Origin of the sequence: Adlercreutzia sp. ZJ473 (assembly GCF_013185065.1) — a bacterium.
Taxonomy (GTDB): Bacteria; Actinomycetota; Coriobacteriia; order Coriobacteriales; family Eggerthellaceae; genus CAAEEV01.
In genome coordinates this window covers 1-23,637 of the sequence record NZ_JAAVTO010000022.1, presented here as the reverse complement: position 1 = coordinate 23,637, position 23,637 = coordinate 1, and the positions used below count along the sequence as shown (strand labels likewise).

Below are 23,637 nucleotides of genomic sequence, written 5' to 3'. Positions count from 1 at the left end.
GACGAGGCGGCGACGCTTTGGTAACCTCTTCGGCGGCCGCGCCCACGTCAAACGCACCCTATGCGGCCGGGAAAGGACGCTTTCACGTGCCCCAACGCGTATTCGAACGCCTCGCGCGACCTCTTGCGGCCGCCGCCCTCGCCGCCTCGTTCGCGGCGTTCTCCCTCGCAGCTGCGCCCGCGCCGGCCCTCGCCGCCGAAGGAGCGCCCGGCGCGCTCAGCGTGCCCGCCATCGCGCGCGAGGTTGCCGCGAAGGTCACCCAGGCGCAGGCCGACCTCAAGGCCAACCGCACGCTTCCCTACGACCCCGCCGTCATCGCGCAGATCGGCAACCAGGTGGCTGACGGCCACATGATCTGCTGCCCCGGTTATGCCTGCGCCTACGGCGATGCCGTCATCACCGGGCAGGCCACCGACCACTCCTTCTACGGCTGCGGCTGCTGCACGTGGCCCCGCTGGGGCGGCGGGAACTCGTCGTTCCGCAGCCTCGGGTCTGACGCAGCGCTGCTGCGGGAGGCTTACGACGAGATATCCGCCGGGCGCCCGACCGTCATCCACGTGGCCGGCTCGTGGGGCGAGCACTGGATCTGCCTCATCGGGTTTAGGGATGCGCACGACCCCGACAACCTCACGCTGGGCAACTTCGTCGCGCTCGACCCCGTGTACGGCAACGAGATCACGGCCTCGGACGGCTACGTGCTCTACGGCGACGCCTGCCAGCACGTAAGCGACACCCGCGCTTAGCATCTGTCGGCCCGCCTGCGAGCCCCGCAGTCGCGGCCGCGACCCCTCGTCCGCAAAACGGAAACCGCCCGCGCGGCATCTCGCTCGCGCGGGCGGTTTCTGCTTATAATCTGCCAAGCGGCCTTTTCGGTGTTCAAACAGCCGCGGCGTACACGTACTGCGGAAACTCAATATGCATGTAAAGGGCGAGTCGCTTGCCAAGCCGCCATGCTGGCAAGCCGTTTGAACACCGGAAAGGCCGCTTTCGCCTCGAAGAGGCGCTAGTGCTCCCCTCCCCTGCCCGGGTCCTGCGCGATGGCGTCGAGGCGGGCCATCACCACGTCCTCGACCTCGTAGGAGCAGGGCGCCAAGGCGTCCTCGGAGTACAGCGTGCGGATGTAGCCGCCGCACTCGTCGCACGTGGCCAGGCGGTGCGCGTCATCACCCTCGACGTTGAAGAAGTGCAGGTGCGCCTGGCTGCGCGTGCCGCAGCGCGCGCAGCGCACGCGCTCGAACTCCCACACCGCCGCGCACTGGGGGCACACGAGCGCGCGCCCGCGCCCCGCTGACGAGGTGGCCCCGCCCACGTGCGCCAGGTGCGGAGCGCTGCCGCACACCGGGCACAGAAGCGGACGCGGCTCGGCGGCGCCGGCGGCGCGCAGCGCGCCCATGGCGGCCTGCGCCGGGCGCTCGAGCTGCACCTTGAGCGCCAGAGACGCCGCCAAGGCGCCGAGGTGCGCCTGATCCTCGGTCATGCCGTCGTCGGCGAGCACGGCCGCGAAGTCGGCGAGCCATGCGCTCGGGTCCGACCCTGCGAGCGCGAGGTCGCTCGCACGTACCACGCGGTCCCACTTCACGCGCGCGAACGCCGCGACCACATTGTCGGGGAAGCCGCCTGCGTCGGCGAACACACCCGCGAGCTTGCCGAGCGCCGCAGCGAGCGCGTCAGCGTCGATGGCGACAGGCGCGACGCTCAGCACGGGACGGGCGTCCTCGTAGGCGGCGCGCACGTCAGACGGTGCCGGCGCCTCCCAGGCAACCTGGGCGGGCGCCTCGGCCGCGCAGGCGGCCTGCACGTCCCACAGCGCGCGGAAGAACGCCAAGCGCGCCGCGTCAGCGTCGTCGAGCTTGCCGGTGTACGCGGCGATCGCCGCGTCGATGAGTTTCAGGTTCATGGAACAGTTCCTTCGTCATAGCTTGCTTGCGAGCCCCGCGGGCCTTCTTCGCAAGGCCCGCGGGGCTCGCAGCAGCGCGTGCAGGCGCCCCGCCCGCCCCCGGAGGGGCGGGCGGGAGCGGCGCGCCCTCTACTTCTCGATGACGTTCTTGCCGCTTGCGATCTCCTCGCGCGCCCAGTGGCCCCAGTGGTACAGGGCATCGGACTCGGAGACGAGTCCGTCGCCGAACATGAGCCTGTGGGTGCCGCGGTAGGGCTGGAAGATGCCCGCGCCCAGGAAGATATGGGCCATGCCGAACACGGCGATCAGGAAGAACCCGATGTCGTGCAGAAGCAGCATGACGGCGTACACGCCACCGTCCAAGTCGAACACGGTGGAGCCCAGAAGCATCACGACGCCCGTGACGCCCATGAGCGCGCCCGCGAACCACAGCATGCCGTCAGCGAAGCGCTGGCCGGATTTGACCTCGCTCTGGTCGGGCATATGGATCCACTTCGCCATGAACAGGTAGGGGAAGAACAGGATCATCCACTTCTTGTCGTCGGAGTCCCACCTGGCGAAGAGGTTCCTGAAGATATGCGCCACGCCCTTCGGCGCCATGATGGCGCTGATGAGCGGTACCGCCACGAACACCACGCCGATCACGCGGTGACCCATGCGAATGATGAACACCACGTCGGAGCCGACCGCCTGGGACAGCGGCGGCACGAACACGAACAGGCCCGTGATGCACAGCAGGATGCACGCGATGATGGTGACGTCATGCGTGATGCGCGCCTGCTTGGAGTGGCGGACAATGTAGCGCTCGGTGCCCTTCTGCTCGCGAGCTTCCAGGAACCGCTTGTTCTCCACGACCTGCTCGGGGGTAACCTGAACACGTGCGTTACTCATGGTCGCCTCCCTTCTTGCCGGGAAGGTTCTCCAGGATGTGGTCCTTCACCGACGTGGTGTCCTGGCCGTCGCCGTGCTTCACGACGTCGCCCGTGATGAGGCTGATCGTGTCCTCGGTCTCGGCGTTGTACACCACCTTGTCGCGCTTGTAGCCGGCGGCCAGGCCGAACATGGCGGCCAGGCCGAGCACCGTGACGCCCGAAACCACACCCGTGACCGGCTTCATGAGGTTGGTGAGCGTAGTCACCGGGCTCACCGTCGGGTTGGCCACCTGGCCATGCGCCTCAACGCCGTACTTGAGCACCTGGATGACGTGCAGGCCGCCCATCTCCTCGGCGCCGTATATGACGGCGTTCTCGTAGCCGCGCTGCTTGAGCATCTCAAGGCGCTTCTCGGCCTCGACCAGCATCTCGTCGCGGTCGCCAAAAGCGAGCGCCTCGGGCTGGCACGTGGTCACGCAGGCCGGGGCCATGCCCTGCTCGATGCGGTCGACGCAGCCTGTGCACTTGTTGATGGTACCCTGCACGCCGTCGTAGCGCGGTACGTCGAAGGGGCAGGCCGTCGAGCAGTACTGGCAAGCCACGCACTTGGAGTTATCCGTGGTCACCATGCCGGTGACCACGTCCTTGTAGATGGCGCCCGCCGGGCAGATGCTCGCGCACGGCGCGTCTGCGCAATGCTGGCAGGAGCGGCGCCCGAACGCCCATTGGACGGTCTTGGTGGGCAGGGTGCCCTCGGACTCGTTGTACGTCATGATCAGGCGCGTCTGGCCGTTCAGGTCAGGCGGGTTCTGATGAGTGCCCGAGAACTTGTTCTCGTTCAGCCCCGTAGGCGAGGGCAGGTTGTTCCAGCACTTGCACGCGATCTGGCAAGCGTGGCACCCCGTGCAGCGGGATGTGTCAAATAAGATAGCTTTCTCCGCCATTACTTCGCACCCCCTATCGCCCTCTCGATGTCAACGAGGAACGCCTTGTACTCCGGCGTGAACGAGTTGGGATCGCCCACGTTCGGGGTGAGGTCGTTCACGGTGGAAGCCTCGGTGCCGAACACGCCGGCCCAGCTGTAGTGGTGCGTGAGGCCCACCAGATGCTGGGTCACGCCGTGGACGCGCATCGGCTTCAGGCGCTTGGTGATCACCGCGTCAACCACGACCGAGCCGCGGTTGTTGAACACGCGCACCTTGTCACCTGGCTTGATGCTCTTCTCAGCCGCCAGCTCCTCGGAGATCTCGACGAACTGGGCGGGCATGGCCTCCACGAGCGCGGGGCAGGCGCGCGACTGGCCGCCGGTCTGCCAATGCTCGGTCACCGAGTAGGTGGTGGCCACAATCGGGTAGTCTGCAGCGTCGCCGTGCTTGGTGGACTCGTACTCGGCGAAGCGCATGCACGGCGAGGAGAGCGCACCGTTGAGCAGGTTCTTCTCGACCGGGCTCTCGAAGGGCTCGTAGAACTCGGGGACGGGGCCGTCCTCCATGCCGTAGCTCTCCAGACGGCCGTTCTGCTCCCAGAGCATGAAGAACGTCTTGTTATTGGGCGGTACGGGCGCACCATTCTTGGCAGCCACGAAGTCGGCCTGGTCGACCAGGTCCCACTTCTCCCCCGTCCACTCGACGAGCTTCTTGTCGGCAGCCCACGGCTTGCCGCTCATGTCAGCCGAGTTGCGGTTATACAGGATGCGGCGATTCGAGGGCCAGCTGAACGCCCAGTTCGAGTACAGGCCGAGGCCCGACTTGTCATCGTTGTCGCGACGTCCGATGGGCTGGGCGGCCGGGTCGAGCGGAGCGTCGTTGTTGTTCCAGAAGCCAGAGTAGATCCACATGGCGCACGCCGTGGAGCCGTCAGCGGCCATCTCGGAGTAGCCGGAGAGCAGATCGACCTTCTCGTCGGCGAAGTCGGAGTTCGCCACGCGGTAGCCGTTGAGGGCCCACGCCACGGGGCGCGGATCGATCTTGCCGTCGATGTAGTAGTCCCACTTGGTCTTGAGAATCGGATCGGGGTTCGCGCCACCCTCCGCCTCGTAGAGCCTGCAAATCTCGGTCCACAGCAAATCGCACATCTCGTAGTCGGGCTTGGCCTCGTCCCACGGCTCGACGGCCTGGTAGCGATACTGCAGCCAGCGGCCGGAGTTCAGGATGACGCCCGGCTTCTCGTAGATGAGCGCGCACGGCAAGAAGTACACCGTGGTGTTGATCTCCTCGGGGCTCATGTCAGGCGCCTTCCAGAAGGTGGCGGATTCGGTAGCCACCTGGTCAGCCACCACGAGCCAGTCGAGGTTGGCCATGGCGCGGCGCACGTTGGACGCGTTCGGGGCTGAGTGGCAGGGGTTCATGCCCCAGTTGAAGTAGCCCTTGATGACGCCCTGGCTCATGAGCTCGAACGTTGAGATGTGCGTGTAGTCTTGGTCGGTCTTCTTGGAGGGGACCTTCGGCCACCAGTCGTAGCCGTAGTCGTTCTCCACGGTGGCGTTCTCGCCGAACCACTCCTTAAGCGACGACACGATGAACTTGGGCTTGTTGGTGTAGTAGCCGTCCGAATACGTCTGGGACTCAAGCCACTTGCGCAGAGACGAGCGATCGGTGGTGTTGGCCCATTTGAGGTACGCAGGGTGCTCGTTCACCATCATGCCCATGTCAGTGGCGCCCTGGACGTTCGGCTCGCCGCGCAGCGCGTTCACGCCGCCGCCAGGCACGCCGATGTTGCCCAAGAGCAGCTGCATGACCGACATGGCACGCGTGTTCTGGGCGCCGTAGGTGTGCTGCGTCTGGCCGAGGGCGTACAGGATCATGCCGGCCTTGCCCGGCGCCGCGGAGGCTGAGTACGTCTCGTAGACGAGCTCGAGCGTCTGGCGGTCCATGCCGCAGACGTTGCACACGGTCTCGATGTCGTAGCGGGAGTAGTGCTTCTTGAACTGCTGGTACACGCACATCGGGTCCTGCAGCGTCATATCGCGCTTCGGGTGCTGCAGCGTGGGGGTGGTGAACTCGGGCACGCCCGGCTTGACCGCCCAGGCGTAGTCGCCCGCGGTATCCCACTGCTCCTCAGACTCGGTCTGGTAGTGCCAGGAGTGGTTGGAGTAGGTCCTGGTCGCCTCGTCGTAGCCTGAGAACAGGCCCGACTCGACGTCGAAGGAGTACTCGGGATCGAGCAGGTAGCTCGCGTTGGTGTAGTTGAGCAGATACTCGAAGTTATAGACGGGAACTTCCTTGCCCGCCAGGTAATCGGCCAGGTTCGGCTCGATCAGGTTTTCGATGATGTAGTGGTACATGCCGCCGTAGAACGCGATGTCCGTGCCCGAGCGAATGGGGCAGTAGATGTCGGCCATCTCGGCAGTACGGGTGTAGCGCGGATCGACCACGATCCACTTCGCCCCGCGCTCATGCGCCTTGTTCAGCCACTTGGAGCTCACGGGGTGGTTTTCGACGGAGTTGGACCCGCAATGCAGGATCACGTCGGTGTTTTGGAAGTCGCACCAATGGCTCGTCATGGAGCCGCGACCAAATGATGCCGCCAGACCGGCGACAGTGGGGCCGTGTCAAACACGGGCTTGGTTGTCGATCGCAACGACACCAAGCGAGCGCATCATCTTCAAGATGAGGTACTCTTCCTCGGAATTCTCCTGCGAACCGCCCAAGCTTGCGATGCCGGGGGTCCAGTTGACGGTCATGCCGCCCTCGTTCTCGATGAAGGTGGCGTCACGCGTATCCTTCACCTTGCGTGCGATCTCCTTGATCGCGTCCTCCCATGTGATGGGCTCCCAGTCCTTGGCACCGGGACGGCGCACCATGGGCTTGGTCACGCGCTCGGGATTCTTGATGACCTCGCGCGTCTGCGGGTCCACGATGTTGCGCAGCTGGAACATCGAGGCGCCCTTCGGGCACAGGCCACCCTTGTTGATGGGGTGGTCGGGGTCGCCCTCAAGGTTGATGAGCTCGCCGTCGCGCACTGAGCACAACGATCCGCATCCGCCTGCGCAGTAGCAGCAGATGTTCGTGTACTCCTCGGTGTTCACGAGCTTCCACTCTTTGGACGTCTCAACAGCCAGAGCCGGGGACGCTGCCACGACCTCGAAGGCTGCCGTCGCAGCGAACGCGGCGCCGATGCTCTTGAAGAAGCCTCTGCGTGTCAGTTGCATGAGCTACCCACTCCTTTCCTCTTCTCGCTTTCCTCCTTTGACCTGAAGCTCAGGGCATGCCGAAGCGCACCTCCGAGGCTCCAGGTCTCCTTTTTGAACATAACAGCTTGCGCACAAAACCTTAACTGGAATTATTCTTCAGGCATGAATTGCCGAAGGCAAGGCCACGGGTGAACGCGCGGGGACGTGCGGAGCGCGGGGACGGGGGTTGGCCTATAATGGGGCGATGCGAGCAACGCGAAAGGAGGGTGCCATGAGCGAGAAGGAGCGCGTTCGCCTCACCGAGCTAACGTCGAAGGGCGGTTGAGCGGCGAAGTGGGGTCCGGGCGACCTCGCCGACATACTCGCACCCATTTTGAGCGGCGCGAACGATAGCTCGCCCTTCGCACGCAACCTGCTGCTCGGCTTCGAGACGAGCGACGACGCAGCGGTGTTCCGCCTGAGCGACGAAGTGGCCGCCGTGCTCACGGTGGACTTCCTCACGCCCCTGGTGGACGACCCGTACGACTTCGGGCGCATCGCCGCGGCCAACGCGCTCTCCGACGTGTTCGCCATGGGGGCGACCCCCGTGTGCGCCCTGAACGTGCTCGCGCTCGACTGCGCGCTCGGCAACGCCGTGGCGCGCGAGGTGCTCGCGGGCGGCGCCGACGCCGTGGCCGAGGCAGGCGCGCTCATCGTGGGCGGGCACTCGGTGGACGACCCCGAGCCGAAGTACGGCCTGTGCGTGTTCGGCACCGTGCACCCCGAACTCATCATGCGCAACGAGGGTGCGCGCGCCGGCGACGTGCTCTTCCTCACCAAGCCGCTCGGCGTGGGGCTCGTGAGCGCCGCGTACAAGATCGGCGAGGTGGACGCCGCGACGTTCGCGCCGGTCATCGCGTCGATGAAGGAGCTCAACCGCGCTGGCGGCACGGCCATGCTCGAAGCGGGCGCACACGCGGCCACCGATGTGACAGGGTTCGGCCTGGCCGGGCACCTGCACGAGATGCTCGAGGCGAGCCACGTCGGCGCCGTGCTCGACTGGGACGCGCTGCCCCTGTTCGAGCGCGCGTGGGAGCTGTCGTGCGCGTACTGCCGCCCGAACCGCACGTTCTCGATCATGGACTACGCCGCGCCGTTCGTCGTCCAAGGCGAGCTTGGCGATGACGAGTTCGACAACCGCATGGCGGTGATCTGCGATCCGCAGACCTCAGGCGGGATCCTGGCGGCCGTGCCGCCTGAGCGCGCCGCGGCGTTCGAGGCGACGTTCGCGCGCGAGAGCGGGCGGGCCCCTTGGAGAATCGGGCGCGTGGTGGAGGACTCCGCCTGCAAGATCACGTTCTCGGACTAGGGCGCGTCGGCGCAGGCTAAGCGTTCGTCAAAGCTCCTCGATGGCGCGCCAGGCGCTCGCCGCGAAGCGCTCGGCGGCAGTCTCGTCCATCACGTAGGCATCGCGCTCGTATCCCCAGAACACGCTCGCCACCATGCCGCGCACCACACGCGCCATGACGGACGGCGCCACGTCGGTGCGCACGAGCCCCTCCTTCTGCGCGGTGTCAATGATACCCGTGAGCAGCATGACCGACGGGATCACGCGGCAGCAGTTCACGTCAGGCTCGACGTAGCCGAAGGTGTGCCAGTACAGGAAGTTCAGCTCCTGGGGGTAGAACACGTAGGCGTGGTACATGTGCTTGCACAGATCATCAAAGCGCTGGCGCGTGGGAGCCGCGGGGTCGTCCTTGTCGGCCAGCTCGTGCACCGCCACGCTGTAGCAGTAGACGAACACCGCCTCGATCAGGTCCTCGCGATCCTTGAAGTAATGGTAGAACGTACCTGCGCCCGTATGCGCGCGCTCGAACAGAAGCGGAAGCGTGAGCGCGCGAACGCCGCCCTCGCTCATGATGGCCAATGCCGCATCTCTCATGTCCTCGTATTTGCCCACGAACTCCCACCAATTTCTCTTCTCTTCTCGTAGCGTGGGATTATACGTTAGGGAAATACGCTTAAATTTAGAAAGATGTTTCCACGAGGGCAACCTCGGGCAGCGCGTCTTCCGCACGTCGCCCGCCGCCGCTCGGTCTGCTTTACGCGCCGCTCGCGCAGGCGCGTCACCTGCCTTTTCACCTCAAGCCGAGCGCCCATGAGAGCGGCAGGAAGACAAAGTGCGCCCCGCCGGCTCTTCGCTAGCGGGGCGCCCGAAACGCTACAGCGTGATGACCTTCGCCGCCTCCTGCATGCGTCCCAGGATGTCGTACATATTGGATACCTCGCCAGCCTTCAGGCTCTCCTTCACGCCGTAGAAGTCCAGGCAGGTGCCGCACACGAGCACCTCGGTGCCCTTCTCCTCGAGCGCGTGCACGCTGTCGACGATCTGCTGCTCGTCACCCGCCACGAGCTTCACGCCGGAGTTCATGAACAGCAGGCTCGCCGGCACCTCATCGCTCTCGGAAAGCGTGTAGAGCGCCATCTTCATGAGGTTGTAGCCGAGCTCGCCGTCGCCTTCGCCCACGTGGTCTTTCCCCACGAACACCGCATATCCGCAGCCGCCGCCCGCAGAGCAGGCCGGGCCCGCGGAGATGGCCGCGGCCAGATCAGGCTCGGCGGGAGTGGTGCCGTCGCCCTCGGAGAACGTCATGAGCCAGCCGCCCTCGATGACGTCGCACGCCACCGCAAGGCCGGTCTTCTTCCCCAGGCGCGTGAGGTTCTTCACCGCCGTCTCATTGTCAACTTGGACGGCCAGGTCATGGCAGCCCGCGTCGATCTCCTTCTTCGCCATCACGAGCGGCATGGGGCAGGGTTTGCCGAATCCGTCGAGGATCTTGGTCATGGTAGAGCTTCCTTTCCTTCGCGGCGCGCGGGCGATGGGCCCGCCGCCTCCTTGGCTACAGGGCGCAGACGCGCTCGTAGGTCTTGTCACCGGTGGCGCGGTAGAGGGAGGCCAGGCCCGTGTCGCGCTTCGCGCCGAAGATGCGCGCGAGCACCTCCTCGGGGTCAGGCGCGTCGAACCTCACGGCGATGCCGCAGCCCGCGCTGATCGCGGTGGGCACGGGAATGGTCTGGAAGTCCACGCTGCCCGAGGCGAGCGTCTTCGAGGCCGCCATGGCCGCATGGGTCGACTCGAATGCGATCACGTACGTTGACACGAGAACCTTCTTCCCTTTCGATTCCTTGTGCTAACTCGAGGCTGACGCGCCGCAGCCGCATGCCTTGGTCGTAAGCCTCGACTCAGCGCCAGCCCGCGCGCCCCTCGCGCCGATGCTGTTTCGCACCAGCCTACAGCATTTCGATAAAGGCCGCTATACGCGTGTCGATCTGCCCTTGGTCGGCCGTTGCGTAGTCAGTCTCGATCTGCAGATAGGGCACGCCGATCTCTTCCATCTTGCGGCTCATGAGCTCGGACTCCACGGCAAAGGTATGGCACGCGGTAAGCGTGAGGTCGATCACGCCGTCGACATGATACTTCTCACACATGGCGGCCGTGTTGTCCATGCGCTCGGAGTTCGGCGTCATAACCGAGCAGTGGATGGCCAGGTAGCGCTCGGCAATGGCACCAAGGATGTCGTCTGCTTGCGGGTCAATCATCATGGCTTGTGTGCGCTCGCCCGAACAGTCATCCAGACACACGATAACGCCGCCGTTACGCTCGACAGCCATGCCCACCTTCTGGATGACGCCGCTTGAGGGGCATCCCGTGATAAGAATGCGCTTCGCGTCAACTGATATAGGACGCTCCCCTGCCTCGTAGGCATTCCGACGCTTCTCGAACAGCGACTCCACGCGCTCGATGCTCTCATTGATATCAAAGCTGAATGTGCTCTGCAGCGCCGTGGTCATCATTTCCACACCGCTCATGGCCGGCGGCACGTTGGCCTGCAGCTCGTAGAGTTCGACCATGGCGCGGCGGAAGCGATTGCGTACCTCGGCAGCTGAACGCAGATCATCATCAGTTACCGTGATGTCGTAGCGACGCTCGAGTTCCTCCTTAAGCAGACGCACCTCCTCACGCCACGCATCCTGAGCCCATGCACGTCCCTGACCCTGCGGCAGCTGCAACACGTACGTGTCTTTGATGTCGGAGAGCAGCTCGTACATCTTCTTCTTACCATCACAAGTGGTCTCACCCACAATGACGTCGGCGAAATAGGTGTAGGGGCACTTGTCAGCATGCGCGAACCCATAGGTGCTCTTGATGAGCGGGCAGAGATTCTTAGGCAGCACCGTCTCGGCCTCGGCAACTGGTTCGTTACTCATGCCGCACAGTGCCACACCGGAGGCACCCGCTGCCTCAATGACCTCGAGCGGCGTGTAGCTGCACAGATACCCCACCAGGCGACCGCCAGTTTCCTTGAAGTTCATTGCGTTGATGAACCCCGCGCGCCGCGACTCATCGAACTCCTCAAAAATGGCAGGTAAGTCTTGTGTTGTCATGATTTCTTCTTTCTCATAAGCTCCACCAATAAGACGAAGTGTGTTAGTTGTATACGCTGGTCATAGCTGATGTGGGCCGCAGATGAAGTTGGCCGAACCGTAAACAGCACACCGAAGTCAGCACGTGCCCCTTAGAGCACCGCGCTTATTCCGCACTTGCAAGCGGAACCGACAAGGCCGCGCCAATAGCACCGGCGAACCGAGCTTGCGGGCAGGTTTCCACTTTGGCATCGAGCTGAGCCGACAGGCGCTCCACCAGATAGTCGTTCTCGCACAGACCGCCCGTGAGAAAATGACGCGCGCCTGCGACACTCGGCACAAGCGGGCGCACTTTCGCCGCCACCGACTCGATGACGCCCCAGGCGATGTCCTCGCGCGGGGTGCCCGCGCCGATAAGCGAGATAACCTCGCTCTCCGCAAACACCGTGCACATAGACGAAATCTGCGTCGGATGACCGCGACGCGCCAGCTGTTCGAGCTGCACCTGAGTGACGCCCATGCGGTTTGCCATAATCTCGAGGAACTTGCCTGTTCCCGCCGAGCACTTGTCATTCATGTTGAACTTCGCCACACGTCCGCGCTCGAGCACGATAGCCTTCGTGTCTTGCCCGCCAATGTCTACTACCACGCCATCGGGTCCGAATAGAAACGCCGCGCCACGTCCGTGGCAGGTGATCTCGGTGACCGCCTTGCGCGCGTAGGGAACCGACACGCGCCCGTAACCCGTGGCCACCACATCGCACTCCTCAAGCGGAAAGCCCGCCTGTACGAGCGCCGCCTCGATGCGCTCGGCGGCGTCTACGCTGCTGTAGCCCGTCGGCTCAAGCAGGGTAAACACCAGCTCGTCTCCGTCGAGCACCACCACCTTCGCCGCTGTCGAACCGATATCAACGCCCACACGATACGTCATGCGCGATCACCTCCAGAACCTCCAGGCACTCGTCCACTTCGTCCTCCGTGTTGAAGGCGCCGAAGCTCACGCGGACGGCGCCCTGGGACTCGGTGCCGAGCGCGCGGTGCATGAGCGGCGCGCAGTGGGCACCCGCGCGCGTACAGATGCCCCACTCGGCTGCCAAGCGGTCAGCCACGAGGGCCGAGTCGGCCTCGCCCACGTTGAGCGCCACGATGCCGCAATGCCCCGCGGACTCCCCGCCGCCGAGCACGCGCACGCCCGGCATGCGCGCAAGGCCCGCGCGCAGGCGCTGGACGAGGCGCGCCTCGTGCGCGGCCACGTCAGCCACGCCGCGCGCCTGCAGGTACGCCACGCCCGCCGCCAAGCCCGCCAGGCCGTGCGCATTGAGCGTTCCCGCCTCAAGGGACTCAGGCATGAAGCGCGGGTGGCGCTCGTCGAAGCTGTGCGTACCCGAGCCGCCCTCCAGAAGCGGCGGCACATCCGTATCCGCGGCCACGCACAGGCCGCCCGTGCCCTGCGGCCCCATCAAGCTCTTGTGGCCCGTGAAGCACAGGACGTCCACGCCGAGCGCCGCCATGTCAACGGGGAGGGCGCCGGCAGTCTGCGCCGCATCGAGAACCACGTGCGCGCCGGCCTCGTGCGCGATGCGCGCGACGCGCGAGGCGTCGTACACGTCGCCCGTGAGGTTCGAGGCGTGTGTGAGTACCACCAGGTCAGCGCCGCGCGCCAAGCGCTCGAGCGCGGCGTAGTCGAGCGCCCCGCGCGCGTCATGCGGCGCCACGCGTACCTCGCAGCCGCACTCGTCGCGCGCGGCGAACAGCGGGCGCAGCACCGAGTTATGCGACGCCGCCGTAGTCACCGCAACGCCGTCTCTTGGCAGAAGCCCGCGGATGGCGATGTTCAGGGCCTCCGTGGCGTTCGCAGCGAACGCCACGCGGGAAGCGCTCGGCGCGCCGAGCAGCTGCGCCACCGCATCGCGCGCCTCATACACGGCAAGCCCCGCAGCTAGGGAGGCCGGGTGCACGCCTCGCCCCACGCCGCCGAACGACGAGAGCGCCGCTGCCACCGCGCGAGCCACCTCAGGCGGCTTCTGCAAGGTGGTCGCCGCGTTGTCAAAGTAGATCATCGTCGTCATCCTCGTCTCACAGGTCGAGCAGTACCACGCCCTCAGCCTCGATCCCCTCGACCTCGAGAGCGGTGCGCACGGCGTCGGCAGCCGCAGCCACAGCCTCCTCGCCGCCTGCTGCCGGTTCGCGCCACGCGAAGCCGCAGCCTGCGGAGAGCTGGCGCGGAATGGGAGCAAGCCGCCCGCGCAGACCGTGCCGCGCGCCCGCTCGCTGCATGGCGAGCGCGGCCGTGGTCGTGTAGAACGTCGCTACGACATGCGGCATCGCCTTCCCCATTCCGCTACCCTCCGTCTCTCGCCCTCGCTACCTGATGGTGATCGCGAAGTCGGCGCCGAGCTCCTCGACCACGGCCTCGCGTTTGGCCTTCCGCGCCACGTTCCTCACGTTGTCACGCGCCGTGGCCGAGCTCACGAGCACGCGCACCTCCTCGCCATTCGAGGAGCGCACGGCGTCAGTGGCCATCAGCATGGGCTCGGGGCAAGAAAGCCCGCGGGCATCTACTTCGATCATGATATTCCTTTCTCGCGGGCGCATGCGCCCAAGTTTCATTTCGCGTGTCTCGCGCACGCTTGCCGCCGAGAGCTCACCTGCCACCAGGGGCTCGTTGACCGCCGGGGACTAGTTGGCCGCCGGGGCGGCCTCGTCGGCGTCGAGCGCCGGGACTTTCGTCGCAGCAGGCGCCGACGCGGCGGCCTTCTGCCTGCGCACGTTGGCCGCGCCGATCACGAGCAGCACGACGATGCCGCACACGAGCACCACCTGGCCGGCGAAGGCCGGGCCGCCCGCCACCGCGGCGGTCTCAGCCGTGGCCGCCGCCGCAGCCGCGCCCGCCAGGCCGAAGTTGTGAGCGAATGCAGCGCCCACCAGCATGCCGAGGAAGGTGACGGCACCGTCGCACGATCCCTGGCCGGCCAGGATCATCTGACGCAGCGGGCAGCCGCCGGCAAGCACCGCGCCGAGGCCCACGGCGTACAGGCCAAGGATGTTCCACAGGTGCTGGGAGTGCGCGATGGGCTGGCCGTCAAAGCTCAGCTTAAAGCTGCCCGTGGCCAGGTTGTAGATCACCATGACCACGAACATGCCCGCGATGGGCAGAAGCATCTCGAAGTCGCGCACGAGGAACGCGTTGCGCAGGCCGCTTGCGAAGCAGATGCGCGCCTTCTGCGCCAACGCGCCCACCACGAGCGCCACGACGAGAGCTGCGAGCCACGGCGCGTGCTTGGAGCCGGGGCCCGTCTCGCTCACGACGAACGCGGCCGTGGCGATGCTGATCACGAGACCCGCGATGAGCAAGATGGGCAGCACCGCGCCGGCCGCCTTGTTGGTGTCGTACTCGCGCCCGAGCGAGAAGCCACGCTTCAGGAAGAGCGCGCCGGTGCCCACGCCGAGTACGAAGCCGATGAGGCCCACCCACGCGTTCAGGTCGCCTGCCGCCATGCGGATGACCATGCGCAGCGGGCAGCCCAAAAACACGAGCGCGCCGATCATCATGATGAATCCGAGCACGAAGCGCGTCATGGGCGACGACCCCGCCGTCGAGCGGTACTCACGCGTGGCCACCGCGATCAAGAACGAACCCACCACCAGGCCCACGATTTCAGGGCGGAAATACTGCACGGGAGCGGCGGTGTGCAGCTTGAGCGAGCCGGCCATGTCGCGAATGAAGCAGGCCGCGCACATCGCCATGTTCGGCGGGTTGCCGAGAAACGCCAGGATCGCCAGCCCCACGCCGACGACGAGGCCCGCGAGCGCGAGTCCCTTCTTCTGAGTGAACAAATCCACGAGTTCCTTCTTTCTTCTCTTGAAAAGCGCCCCTGCAAGACGCCTTTGCCGCGCGCACGGCATGCGGCGCAGCGAAAGCGACGCAGGAGCTCCAAACGGGAAAACGGCGCAGAAAGAGACGGGCGCGCAAGCAGAAGAACCGCGCCCGCAGACTCCTCTCGGAGCCGTGAGCAGAGCGATTACGCCCGCAGCTCCCCTCGGAGCCGCAAGCGAGATGACCGCGTCCGCGGGCCCTCTCGGAGCCCTATGGAGAACGTCGCCCATAGGCAGAAACGACGAGCAGCGCAGAAGAAAGCCCGTCTCGCGACATCCCTACTATAAGCGCGCCCAAGAGAGCACGGCAAGCGTGCAAGGCGCCCATCGGCCCGAATCGCGCGCCCAGAGGGAACGTGCAAGCGCGGGCGTGCAGCCAGCAGGCGCAAGCGATCCCTTGTCAGCATATCGCCTGATCAAATTGGAATTTTATTTCCACGGCAAAGCCCGCGCCAGCGCTGGGCTCGCTGGTCATGCCGCGCGCTGCGCCGCACTAAGGCTACCGCGAAGCGATGATGGGCGCCCTCGTCAAGCCCTTCTGCCACATGCCGTGACGCGCCGGAGCTCTACCACGCGTGCCTTCCCGTCGCCAGCAGGCTGTCGATGTCCTCGAAGGCGTTCTCGATGCGCTCGCTGTGGTACATCTCGTAGTTGTCGTATATCTCCTGCGTAATGCCGTGAGCGTCCCACTGGTCGAATGCGTTCGTCGCGGTTACGCCCTTCTCCTCCGCGTATTTCTCAAGGAGGAAGATGAAGAACTCCATTTCCCTAGGCACACTCATCCCTCCTTATGTAAAGGGAGTTGCGTGGATCGCCCGTGATCTGCTCGCTTTCCCACATATCGAAAATCCCCGCAGGGGAGAACTCTAGCATCTCGAGCTCAGGGTCAAGGTACATTCGGTATGTCTCGGAGTGCAGATATGATTCCAGGGCCTCCATGGGCGCAATGCCGTACTTTTCGACGATTCGCCCCACCACCGCGTTGTCATAGTAGCTGTTAATGTGCGATCGAATGCCCATTACGCCTTCACCACCTCATGGAACCGAAGCAAATCAATTGCCCTTTGGGTTTTGAACGCATACTGGTCTTTGAGTTTTTGCGGCAGCAAGCGGCGTATCGTCTCTTCTTCTGTGTACACCTCGGCGAAGAAGAGGCTCAGGACCGGCATGGTGGCATCGTTCGCCACGGGGCCTATCGCAATATCCCAATCATCAGATTTGACGCGTCCGAACCTATTATCGCCGACGAATTTCAGCCAATCCACTGTGGCGTCCTCGAAGTGCAGAACGTTCAGATCAGGCAGGCGCGATTCGTCAAACTCAAACGATGAAACCGTGGAAAACGGCGCTTTCTCATCCACCTTGGGGGAATTCTGGATGCAAATACCCCGATATCGGCGATTTCTCGACGAAAGCGGATGCAAATGGCTCGTTGTCGACGGTTCTTGGGGCTCGAACCACCGATAACGACCTTGCTTCATCCACGTTTTAGCACGCGGTGGATGGAAAGATACCGTTATCGGCCCCTGACAGCTTCCTCATACGAGTATACTCAGGACTCAACGTTGCCCGATGTCGCGCGAAGCCGCGCGCGGTCGGGCGCGCGCCCTTGCGCCTCGAGCCTTGGCGCGGCGACTCATCAAGCAGCGAACGGAGCACTTATGACCACCTCTTCCCTCAACGAACGGCTTCGGAGCCTTCCGAGCGTCGACGACGTCCTAGCGAGCTCGCTGCTCGACCGCATGCGCGCCGTGCTCCCCCATGCGGCGCTTCTGGGCGCGGTGCGCGAGGCGGTGAGCTGCGCGCGAGCTGACCTGCGCGAAGGGCGCGAAGTCGATGTCGCCGTCGAAGCCGTGGCCGCGCAGGCGCACACGCTCGCCGAGCGCATGCTCATGCCGTCTTTGCGCCACGTGGTGAACGCCTCGGGCGTGATCGTGCACACCAACCTCGGGCGCAGCGTGCTCGCCGAGAGCGCCGTGGCGGCCGTGACCGAGGTGGCACGCGGCTACTCCACGCTCGAGTACGACACGAAGGGCATGTGTCGTGGGAGCCGCCACGCCCACTGCGAGCAGCTCATCTGCGAGCTAACCGGCGCCGAGGCGGCCATCGCCGTAAACAACAACGCCGCGGCCGTCATGATGGTGCTCTCCGAGTTCGCCGCCGGGCGCGAGGCCGTTGTGTCGCGCGGCGAGCTGGTGGAGATCGGCGGGTCGTTCCGCATCCCCGACATCATGGAGCTCTCCCGCGCACGTATGCGCGAGGTGGGCACCACGAACAAGACGCACGCGTTCGACTACGAGCGCGCCATCAGCGACGACACCGCCTTGCTGCTCAAGGTGCACACGTCGAACTACCGTTTGATCGGCTTCACCGAAAGCGTAAGCGCCCGCGAGCTGCGCCGCATTGCCGACGCTGCCACATCCGCGCGGCGAGCTCGCGACGCCTCTGCGCCCGGCATCCTAGTGTACGAAGACCTCGGCTCGGGCGCGCTGCTCGAGATGCGCAATCTCGGCGAACATGCCGAGCCAACCGTGGGCGCCTCCCTCGCAGCGGGATGCGACCTCGTATCGTTCTCAGGCGACAAGCTCCTCGGCGGCCCACAAGCGGGCATCGTCATCGGGTCGGCCGAGCTCATCGGGCGCCTGAAGAGAAACCCGCTCGCCCGCGCGCTGCGCCTCGACAAGATGACGCTCGCCGCGCTCGAAGCCACGCTGCGCCTCTACCTCGATCCCGAGCTGGCACGCGCCGAGATCCCCACGCTGCGCATGCTCGAGATGTCCGCCGAAAAGGTGCGCGAGCGCGCCGAGACGCTTGCAGCCCGCATGCGCGCTGTGCTGCCGGAAGGCTGTGCCAACGTGACGGTGGTTCCCGAGATCAGCCGAGCAGGCGGCGGGGCGCTGCCCATGCGCGACATCGACACTTACGCCGTGCGCCTGAGCTTCGCGCGCGGCAGTGCGCAGGAATGCGAGGAGTACCTGGTCAGGGAGAACCCCGTGCCCATCATCGCGCGCATCCACCAGGAGGCGCTCCTGTTCGACGCACGCACCGTCCTCAACGAGGGCGAGGTCGACGAGATCACGCGCGCGCTGGCAGCCTACTTCGCGCACGCCGACGATGAGAGGAGCGCCTCGTGAGCGCCGCGCAGCCCTCGCCTTCCCTGATCCTGGGCACCGCCGGGCACATCGACCACGGCAAGTCATCGCTCGTGCGCGCCCTCACCGGCACCGACCCCGACCGCCTGGCCGAGGAGAAGCGCCGCGGCATCACCATCGAGCTGGGATTCGCCCAGCTCAAGCTTCCAAGCGGGCGCACCATGGGCGTGGTTGACGTCCCCGGGCACGAGAAGTTCGTGCGCCACATGGTGGCAGGCGCCACCGGCGTCGACGTGGCGCTGCTCGTGGTCGCCGCCGACGACGGCGTCATGCCTCAGACCGTCGAGCACATGGCCGTGCTCGAGATCCTCGGCGTGCGCACCGCCGTGGTGGCGCTCACCAAGATCGACCTGGTCGACGAGGAGTGGCGCGCGTTCATGGAAGACGAGGTGAGGTCGCACCTGGCTGGCGGCCCGTTTGCGAGCGCGTCCGTCATAGGCGTATCGAGCCGCACGGGCGAGGGGCTCGACGAGCTGCGCGCTGCGCTCGACGAGGCATGCCGCCATGCGCAGCGCACCAAGGGGACGGGGTCCGCACGTCTGCCCGTCGACCGTGTGTTCACCGTGAAGGGCTTCGGCACCGTGGTCACGGGAACGTTGTGGAGCGGCACGCTCGCGGAAGGCGACGCGCTTTGCATTCTGCCCTCAGGTCGTTCCACCCGCGTGCGCTCGGTGCAGATGCACGGCACCGCATGCGAGCAGGCCGCGGCGGGCAACCGCGTGGCCGCAAGCCTCGCGGGGCTCTCCATCGACGACGTGCGCCCGGGCGACTTCCTATGCGCGCCGCAGGCGGCGAGCACGTCGGACCGTTTCGACGCCGCGTTCACCTATCTCGACCCATTCGCGTTCGGTCGCCCGTTCAAGACCGGCGCACGCGTCCACGTGGCGCACGGCACGCGCGAGGTTCTGGGGCGCGTGCTGCTCATGGACGACGCCGAGTCGCTCGGCTCGGGAGAACATACGTTCGCGCAGGTCAGGCTTGAGGAACCGCTTCCTGTGGCCTACGGCGACCAGTTCGTCGTTCGCTCGTATTCTCCCGTACACGTCATCGGTGGCGGCACGGTCATAAGCCCGCACCCACGCAGACGCACCAACCTCGCACCCGAGGAGCACACGCTGCTCGAAGCGCTGGCCGAAGGCGACGTCGATGCAGCCGTGAAAGCGCACCTCAAGCTGGCCGCACTCCCCGAAACGGCTGAAGAGATCGCGCGCGCCTGCGGGCTTGACGAGGTGCCGGTGCGCGCAAGCCTCACGCGCCTCCATGAAGCGGAAAGCGTTGCCGTGCTCGGCACGCGGTACGCGCTTGGCGCGCTCGTGCAGAAGACACTCGCACGCATGGAACAAACGCTGCTGAACTTCCACACAGCAAACCCGCAGGCCACGGGGCTTTCCAAGGAGGCACTGCGCCAGCAGGTGACACCTGCGGCCGACGCCGGGTGCTTTGGCGCGCTGCTCGACGAGGCGGTGCGACGCGGCATCGCAGCCCATGCTGGCGGCGAGGTGAGCCACCCCCGAGCAGGCGCAGGAGCACGCGCCGCCGAAAAGCGCGCCGCAGACGCCTTGGAACAGGCGCTCGTCAAGGCAGGAGTCACCCCGCCTGCGCTGGAGGATATCGTCTCTGACCTGGGAATCGACCTGACGATCGCCCGCAAGGCCGCCACGGCGCTCGAGCGCGAAGGACGCATCGTGCGCGTCGATGCTAGCCGCTACTACGCCACCTGCGCAATCGAGCGCTGCCGAGAAGCGATCGTCGCTCACATCAACGCGCACGGGCCGTCGACCGCCGCCGACCTCAAGGAGGCCATGGGTATCTCTCGCAAGTTCGCCATGCCCCTGCTCGAGCTGTTCGACAACACCGGCGTGACCCGCCGCACAGGCGACCTCCGCGCGTTGGTGTAGCGGGCGAGCACCACACGCTTTTCGGACGCTCGCCGCATACCCTCAATTGGAAGTCGATTTCCAAACGGCGCGGGCATATTCCGCGCTATTATCGACAAGGTTCGGGCAAGCAAGCGCACGCACATAAGCGAACACAAGCACGCAACGCGAATGCCCGTCCACTGTCACAAGGAGACGGATGGGGCCTGGTGGCTCCCGCGGCCTTCAAAGCCGTTGTGAGGCGCGCAGAACGTCTCGGGTGTGTTCGATTCGCACACGTCTCCGCCAGATAGCCACATCAACCTGTCATAAACGAGCAAGCACGCAACCTTCATGTTTCCATGATTATTCTCGACCGACATACTGAAGAAGAAGCCACCGCATCATATGAGGTGCGTTGCGTGAACGCAGATGGGGCTGAGGTTCCCGGAGACGCCACGGTGCTCGTTGAGCACAATCTCGACGTATTCGTGAACGAGATTCTGACCATGCGCATCGTGTGCACGCCCAACCACCTGATTGACTTGGTGATCGGGCGATTGTTTTCCGAAGGGGTCATCTCAGGCGTGATTGACGTTGAATCGGTGTACCTCTGCGAGCACGGCACGCGAGCGCGCGTGACCCTACGCAATCGTGTAGCCGATTTCTCGAAGACCGGTATAAATGTGGTGCCTTCATGCTGCACGGGCAACAAGCTGTACAACCATTACTTTGATGCCGATGGTGCGTCCGAAAAGGTGGTGCCCATCGCGTGGGAGCACTCGTGGGTGTTTGCTGCTGCGCGCACGTTTGCGCAGGACTCGCCGCTACACAAGTGCACGTTCGGCACGCATAGCTGCTATGTGCTGGTAGATGGCCGCATTGTGTGCTGTCGTGAGGACCTGGGACGCCACAATGCGTTCGACAAGGCACTCGGAGCGGCATTGCGCGCAGGAGTTGATCTGCGACAGGCAATGGTGTTCTCAAGCGGGCGCATTCCTGTTGACATGGTGATGAAGGCTATTCGTGCGAGTGTGCCGATACTTGTCACAAAGGCCGTACCTACCGACGCCACCATCGAGCTCGCGCGGGCTTACGACCTTACGCTTATCTGCTCTGCACGACCCGACAGCATGCGCATATGCCACGACCCAAAAGCGTAGCGGCGTGTGACCTCACGTCGCGCTTTTGGCGCCCACTCGTCACGCTGACCCCCTGTCACGCTTCGAGTCGCGCAATGGCCCAATCGACAGCCTTCAGCGCATCGGGATCGTCAATGCAGGCTTGCGCCGCGCGAAGCGCTGGAAGGCGGCGCGGGTCGCTGGTGTTGCCCAGAGCGATAGCGGCATTGTGACGAAAGACGTCCAGGTTCTTGGTGTAGTTGCGCATGATGGGCGACCGAGGTCAAGCCTGCACGGCCCAACGGTCGATGCTGCTCGCCCAAGGATTAAGCGCCTTCGCCCTGCTGAGACGAGTTATCAGGGCATCGTCAGCCTCTGCGAATACCTCGTAGCTGGGACAAGAGCGAACCTCTTCGAGGTACTCAGGGTAGTCGCGAAGCGCGGCGAAGCCGACGTTGGAGAATCCGAGCTCCAACCCCTTTCGCACTATCTGATTCTCTATGCTTATGCTGGGCATGGCATTATCAGCGTTGGCGTAAGGCGATGAAGCAGCGGTCCGTTCCACGCCGCGCCTCGCGCCGGCGCTGCCGCGAGGCGCCGATGAACGCGATGATGAACGATCCCGCAGAACCCCTCGATCGCATGCCATCGCATACCGCGATCTCACCACGCGTGCCTTCCCGTCGCCAGGAGGCTGTCGATGTCCTCGAAGGCGTTCTCGATGCGCTCGCTGTGGTACATCTCGTAGTTGTCGTATATCTCCTGCGTAATGCCGTGAGCGTCCCACTCTTGCAGAACATCTCCCGCAGGACGCCCCTTCGCCTCGGCATAGCATTCGATCAGGAAAATGAAGAACTCCGTTTCTTTTGCCAGATCAGACACGCTATTCCCCTCTCATGTATGCCGAGTTTCGCGGATCACCGGTTCTTTGCTCCGCTTTCCACATATCGTATATCCCGTATTCAGAGTAGTCCCACATCCCGTTCTCGATGCGTTCCAAAAGACCATGCGTCTCGGACGTGAGGAACGCCCTCACGGCATCCATCTGCTCCATCTCGAAATCGTTGACAATGCGCCTGATCACGTGCCGATCATAGTAGTCAACGGCGAAATAGGGGATTCTCTTCATACCGAAATCACCTCAATGCAGCGGAGGCGCCTCAGCGCCTCTACGGTCTTGAACACGAACTGGTCCTTCAGCTTCTGGGGCATGAGCAGCTCTATGGTTCGGTCAGCTGTAAGAAACCCGTCGATAAAGAGCAGCAGCGTGGGCATCGTCTGGTCATTCGCCACCGGTCCGACAACGACGTCCCAATCACCTGGGATGCTCTCGCTCCTCCTGTTCTTCGCCACGAAGGACAGCCAAGCCTCGTCAGGTTCGTTGAACCTGAGGACGCGCAAGTCATCGAAAGACGATTCGTCAACCTCATAGACCGTAACGCAAGGACGTCCTTTTCCGCGAAGGCGAGCCGTACGCCTTGCCCACGATGATGCCTGCCGCAAGTCGGAAGTCGTGTAGAACCCGCTTCCGAAATCCAAAGCACGCTGATCTCTCAGAAGCCTGGGGCTTCGCACCTCAACGTTGCTCCCATGATAAAGCTCCATGCCGAGTTCGCCTCCTCGCTTCGGTCCTCACGCCCTCCCATCAGAAGCACCTGCCGCTTTTCGCCATTATAGCTTCTATCCGAGCTCGCGTTGCCGTTCTGCGAAAACGCGCATCCTGCCCGAAACGCACGCAAACTTATGCGAGGGTTTCGGGCAGGAACGCTCGGCATCTTCGCCCTGCCGAGAGGCGATGGGCGAAGCTCCGGCCACAGTCTGCGGCAGCAAGCTCCTTCCACAATCCGCGCCCACGCAGAGCACGCCACATCGCGCAATCTCCCTTCCTCGACCCATGACAGCACGGAGCGTGGCGCGACGCCAACGGGCCCCTTCCCGCGCCGCCCGCACCTCCCACGCTGTCCGTGCTGTCCACACCTCCCACATCTCCCGTGCTGTCCATGGCGCCCACGGCGCCCATGCCCCCATGCTGCCCATGCCCCCATGGCACTCTTGCCGCCCACGACACCGACAACGGCGGTTTTTCATCCACCTTGGGGAAATACTGGATGAAAACACCCCGTTATCGGCGATTTCTCGAAGAAAGTGGATGAAAAGGGCTCGTTATCGGCGGTTTTTGCGGCTTGGACCACCGATAACGGATCGCGTGCCGAAAGTTGGTGTCAGGAGTCGCTTTGAGATAGAAGTGGCCATTGCCTAGAATCGTTTTTGCGAAAGTAACCGATTCATCAGAAAGGCAACGGCCACCATGGACACTTTACAGGATA

26 protein-coding genes and 1 tRNA gene are annotated in these 23,637 nt (G+C 64.7%); 6 read left to right on the top strand and 21 right to left on the bottom strand.

Annotation, left to right across the window (positions count from 1 at the left end; all coding sequences use genetic code 11):
• Nucleotides 1-86: 86 nt before the first annotated feature.
• Entirely contained in the window at nt 87-743 is a 657-nt protein-coding gene (locus HRL41_RS05850) for a hypothetical protein (protein ID WP_172135952.1), read from the top strand.
• Nucleotides 744-1,003: 260 nt separating this feature from the next.
• Here the strand turns inward: HRL41_RS05850 and HRL41_RS05845 are convergent, their stop codons facing one another.
• From HRL41_RS05845 to HRL41_RS05830, 4 genes are all read right to left on the bottom strand, one after another.
• Complete coding sequence (locus tag HRL41_RS05845; RefSeq protein WP_172135951.1) at nt 1,004-1,897, bottom strand: formate dehydrogenase accessory protein FdhE; 894 nt, start codon at nt 1,895-1,897, stop codon at nt 1,004-1,006.
• Nucleotides 1,898-2,026: 129 nt separating this feature from the next.
• Nucleotides 2,027-2,788, bottom strand: a complete 762-nt coding sequence (locus HRL41_RS05840; RefSeq protein WP_172135950.1) for a cytochrome b/b6 domain-containing protein — start codon at nt 2,786-2,788, stop codon at nt 2,027-2,029.
• On the bottom strand, nt 2,781-3,713 hold the full coding sequence (locus HRL41_RS05835; protein WP_172135949.1) for a 4Fe-4S dicluster domain-containing protein: 933 nt from the start codon (nt 3,711-3,713) through the stop codon (nt 2,781-2,783). The genes HRL41_RS05840 and HRL41_RS05835 overlap by 8 nt, the downstream gene beginning before the upstream one ends.
• A complete protein-coding gene (locus tag HRL41_RS05830; RefSeq protein WP_216662539.1) occupies nt 3,713-6,919 on the bottom strand; it encodes a molybdopterin-dependent oxidoreductase in 3,207 nt (1,068 codons plus the stop codon). The genes HRL41_RS05835 and HRL41_RS05830 overlap by 1 nt, the downstream gene beginning before the upstream one ends.
• 253 nt (nt 6,920-7,172) lie before the next feature.
• Here HRL41_RS05830 and selD point away from each other — a divergent pair, with 253 nt between their 5' ends.
• Complete coding sequence (gene selD, locus HRL41_RS05820; RefSeq protein ID WP_172135946.1) at nt 7,173-8,249, top strand: selenide, water dikinase SelD; 1,077 nt, start codon at nt 7,173-7,175, stop codon at nt 8,247-8,249.
• Nucleotides 8,250-8,276: 27 nt separating this feature from the next.
• Here selD and HRL41_RS05815 read toward each other — a convergent pair whose 3' ends face one another.
• The 12 genes from HRL41_RS05815 to HRL41_RS05760 form a co-directional block, all read right to left on the bottom strand.
• On the bottom strand, nt 8,277-8,822 hold the full coding sequence (locus HRL41_RS05815; RefSeq protein WP_172135945.1) for a TetR/AcrR family transcriptional regulator: 546 nt from the start codon (nt 8,820-8,822) through the stop codon (nt 8,277-8,279).
• A 279-nt stretch (nt 8,823-9,101) separates the two neighbouring features.
• Nucleotides 9,102-9,725, bottom strand: coding sequence for a sulfurtransferase-like selenium metabolism protein YedF (gene yedF / locus HRL41_RS05810; RefSeq protein WP_172135944.1), 624 nt, complete (start codon nt 9,723-9,725; stop codon nt 9,102-9,104).
• A gap of 55 nt (nt 9,726-9,780) precedes the next feature.
• On the bottom strand, nt 9,781-10,041 hold the full coding sequence (locus HRL41_RS05805; protein ID WP_172135943.1) for a DUF3343 domain-containing protein: 261 nt from the start codon (nt 10,039-10,041) through the stop codon (nt 9,781-9,783).
• A 130-nt stretch (nt 10,042-10,171) separates the two neighbouring features.
• The gene (locus tag HRL41_RS05800; protein WP_172135942.1) at nt 10,172-11,326 is read right to left on the bottom strand and encodes a double-cubane-cluster-containing anaerobic reductase; all 1,155 of its coding nucleotides are present in this window, start codon (nt 11,324-11,326) and stop codon (nt 10,172-10,174) included.
• A gap of 145 nt (nt 11,327-11,471) precedes the next feature.
• Nucleotides 11,472-12,236, bottom strand: a complete 765-nt coding sequence (locus tag HRL41_RS05795) for an acyl-CoA dehydratase activase (protein WP_172135941.1) — start codon at nt 12,234-12,236, stop codon at nt 11,472-11,474.
• Nucleotides 12,214-13,365, bottom strand: coding sequence for an aminotransferase class V-fold PLP-dependent enzyme (locus tag HRL41_RS05790; protein WP_172135940.1), 1,152 nt, complete (start codon nt 13,363-13,365; stop codon nt 12,214-12,216). Before HRL41_RS05790 ends, HRL41_RS05795 begins: the two co-directional genes overlap by 23 nt.
• 16 nt (nt 13,366-13,381) lie before the next feature.
• Nucleotides 13,382-13,630, bottom strand: a complete 249-nt coding sequence (locus tag HRL41_RS05785; protein WP_216662538.1) for a DUF3343 domain-containing protein — start codon at nt 13,628-13,630, stop codon at nt 13,382-13,384.
• Between the two features lie 39 nt (nt 13,631-13,669).
• Nucleotides 13,670-13,876, bottom strand: a complete 207-nt coding sequence (locus HRL41_RS05780) for a sulfurtransferase TusA family protein (protein WP_172135938.1) — start codon at nt 13,874-13,876, stop codon at nt 13,670-13,672.
• Between the two features lie 108 nt (nt 13,877-13,984).
• Entirely contained in the window at nt 13,985-15,148 is a 1,164-nt protein-coding gene (gene yedE, locus HRL41_RS05775; protein ID WP_172135937.1) for a YedE family putative selenium transporter, read from the bottom strand.
• 599 nt (nt 15,149-15,747) lie between these two features.
• Nucleotides 15,748-15,957 carry a DUF3791 domain-containing protein gene (locus HRL41_RS05770; protein ID WP_172135936.1) on the bottom strand — a complete coding sequence of 70 codons (210 nt, stop codon included), beginning with the start codon at nt 15,955-15,957 and terminating at the stop codon, nt 15,748-15,750.
• On the bottom strand, nt 15,950-16,201 hold the full coding sequence (locus tag HRL41_RS05765; RefSeq protein ID WP_172135935.1) for a hypothetical protein: 252 nt from the start codon (nt 16,199-16,201) through the stop codon (nt 15,950-15,952). The genes HRL41_RS05770 and HRL41_RS05765 overlap by 8 nt, the downstream gene beginning before the upstream one ends.
• Nucleotides 16,201-16,542: a DUF3990 domain-containing protein gene (locus HRL41_RS05760; protein ID WP_172135934.1), complete on the bottom strand. Its 342-nt coding sequence runs from the start codon at nt 16,540-16,542 to the stop codon at nt 16,201-16,203. The genes HRL41_RS05765 and HRL41_RS05760 overlap by 1 nt, the downstream gene beginning before the upstream one ends.
• Nucleotides 16,543-16,842: 300 nt before the next feature.
• Here HRL41_RS05760 and selA point away from each other — a divergent pair, with 300 nt between their 5' ends.
• The 4 genes from selA to HRL41_RS05740 all read left to right on the top strand — a co-directional run bounded on the left by selA (nt 16,843) and on the right by HRL41_RS05740 (nt 21,352).
• Complete coding sequence (gene selA, locus HRL41_RS05755; RefSeq protein WP_172135933.1) at nt 16,843-18,315, top strand: L-seryl-tRNA(Sec) selenium transferase; 1,473 nt, start codon at nt 16,843-16,845, stop codon at nt 18,313-18,315.
• The gene (selB, locus tag HRL41_RS05750) at nt 18,312-20,231 is read left to right on the top strand and encodes a selenocysteine-specific translation elongation factor (protein WP_371808805.1); all 1,920 of its coding nucleotides are present in this window, start codon (nt 18,312-18,314) and stop codon (nt 20,229-20,231) included. Before selA ends, selB begins: the two co-directional genes overlap by 4 nt.
• A gap of 170 nt (nt 20,232-20,401) precedes the next feature.
• Nucleotides 20,402-20,498, top strand: a tRNA-Sec gene (locus HRL41_RS05745).
• A gap of 53 nt (nt 20,499-20,551) precedes the next feature.
• The gene (locus HRL41_RS05740; RefSeq protein WP_172135932.1) at nt 20,552-21,352 is read left to right on the top strand and encodes a formate dehydrogenase accessory sulfurtransferase FdhD; all 801 of its coding nucleotides are present in this window, start codon (nt 20,552-20,554) and stop codon (nt 21,350-21,352) included.
• Nucleotides 21,353-21,407: 55 nt separating this feature from the next.
• Here HRL41_RS05740 and HRL41_RS05735 read toward each other — a convergent pair whose 3' ends face one another.
• The 5 genes from HRL41_RS05735 to HRL41_RS05715 form a co-directional block, all read right to left on the bottom strand.
• Complete coding sequence (locus tag HRL41_RS05735; RefSeq protein WP_172135931.1) at nt 21,408-21,578, bottom strand: hypothetical protein; 171 nt, start codon at nt 21,576-21,578, stop codon at nt 21,408-21,410.
• Nucleotides 21,579-21,593: 15 nt separating this feature from the next.
• A complete protein-coding gene (locus HRL41_RS05730) occupies nt 21,594-21,875 on the bottom strand; it encodes a hypothetical protein (protein WP_172135930.1) in 282 nt (93 codons plus the stop codon).
• 98 nt (nt 21,876-21,973) lie between these two features.
• Nucleotides 21,974-22,192, bottom strand: coding sequence for a DUF3791 domain-containing protein (locus HRL41_RS05725; protein ID WP_206214493.1), 219 nt, complete (start codon nt 22,190-22,192; stop codon nt 21,974-21,976).
• A 1-nt stretch (nt 22,193) separates the two neighbouring features.
• On the bottom strand, nt 22,194-22,439 hold the full coding sequence (locus HRL41_RS05720; protein WP_165170202.1) for a hypothetical protein: 246 nt from the start codon (nt 22,437-22,439) through the stop codon (nt 22,194-22,196).
• Entirely contained in the window at nt 22,436-22,915 is a 480-nt protein-coding gene (locus HRL41_RS05715) for a DUF3990 domain-containing protein (RefSeq protein WP_172135929.1), read from the bottom strand. Before HRL41_RS05715 ends, HRL41_RS05720 begins: the two co-directional genes overlap by 4 nt.
• Nucleotides 22,916-23,637: the final 722 nt, after the last annotated feature.

Bases quoted from the DNA above. Each gene is read 5' to 3' on its own strand.
- HRL41_RS05845 (WP_172135951.1), bottom strand. From the start codon at position 1,897: ATGAACCTGAAACTCATCGACGCGGCGATCGCCGCGTACACCGGCAAG.
- HRL41_RS05840 (WP_172135950.1), bottom strand. From the start codon at position 2,788: ATGAGTAACGCACGTGTTCAGGTTACCCCCGAGCAGGTCGTGGAGAAC.
- HRL41_RS05835 (WP_172135949.1), bottom strand. From the start codon at position 3,713: ATGGCGGAGAAAGCTATCTTATTTGACACATCCCGCTGCACGGGGTGC.
- HRL41_RS05815 (WP_172135945.1), bottom strand. From the start codon at position 8,822: ATGAGAGATGCGGCATTGGCCATCATGAGCGAGGGCGGCGTTCGCGCG.
- yedF (WP_172135944.1), bottom strand. From the start codon at position 9,725: ATGACCAAGATCCTCGACGGATTCGGCAAACCCTGCCCCATGCCGCTC.
- HRL41_RS05800 (WP_172135942.1), bottom strand. From the start codon at position 11,326: ATGACAACACAAGACTTACCTGCCATTTTTGAGGAGTTCGATGAGTCG.
- HRL41_RS05795 (WP_172135941.1), bottom strand. From the start codon at position 12,236: ATGACGTATCGTGTGGGCGTTGATATCGGTTCGACAGCGGCGAAGGTG.
- HRL41_RS05790 (WP_172135940.1), bottom strand. From the start codon at position 13,365: ATGATCTACTTTGACAACGCGGCGACCACCTTGCAGAAGCCGCCTGAG.
- HRL41_RS05785 (WP_216662538.1), bottom strand. From the start codon at position 13,630: ATGCCGCATGTCGTAGCGACGTTCTACACGACCACGGCCGCGCTCGCC.
- HRL41_RS05780 (WP_172135938.1), bottom strand. From the start codon at position 13,876: ATGATCGAAGTAGATGCCCGCGGGCTTTCTTGCCCCGAGCCCATGCTG.
- HRL41_RS05765 (WP_172135935.1), bottom strand. From the start codon at position 16,201: ATGGGCATTCGATCGCACATTAACAGCTACTATGACAACGCGGTGGTG.
- selA (WP_172135933.1), top strand. From the start codon at position 16,843: ATGACCACCTCTTCCCTCAACGAACGGCTTCGGAGCCTTCCGAGCGTC.
- HRL41_RS05740 (WP_172135932.1), top strand. From the start codon at position 20,552: ATGATTATTCTCGACCGACATACTGAAGAAGAAGCCACCGCATCATAT.
- HRL41_RS05735 (WP_172135931.1), bottom strand. From the start codon at position 21,578: ATGCGCAACTACACCAAGAACCTGGACGTCTTTCGTCACAATGCCGCT.
- HRL41_RS05720 (WP_165170202.1), bottom strand. From the start codon at position 22,439: ATGAAGAGAATCCCCTATTTCGCCGTTGACTACTATGATCGGCACGTG.
- HRL41_RS05715 (WP_172135929.1), bottom strand. From the start codon at position 22,915: ATGGAGCTTTATCATGGGAGCAACGTTGAGGTGCGAAGCCCCAGGCTT.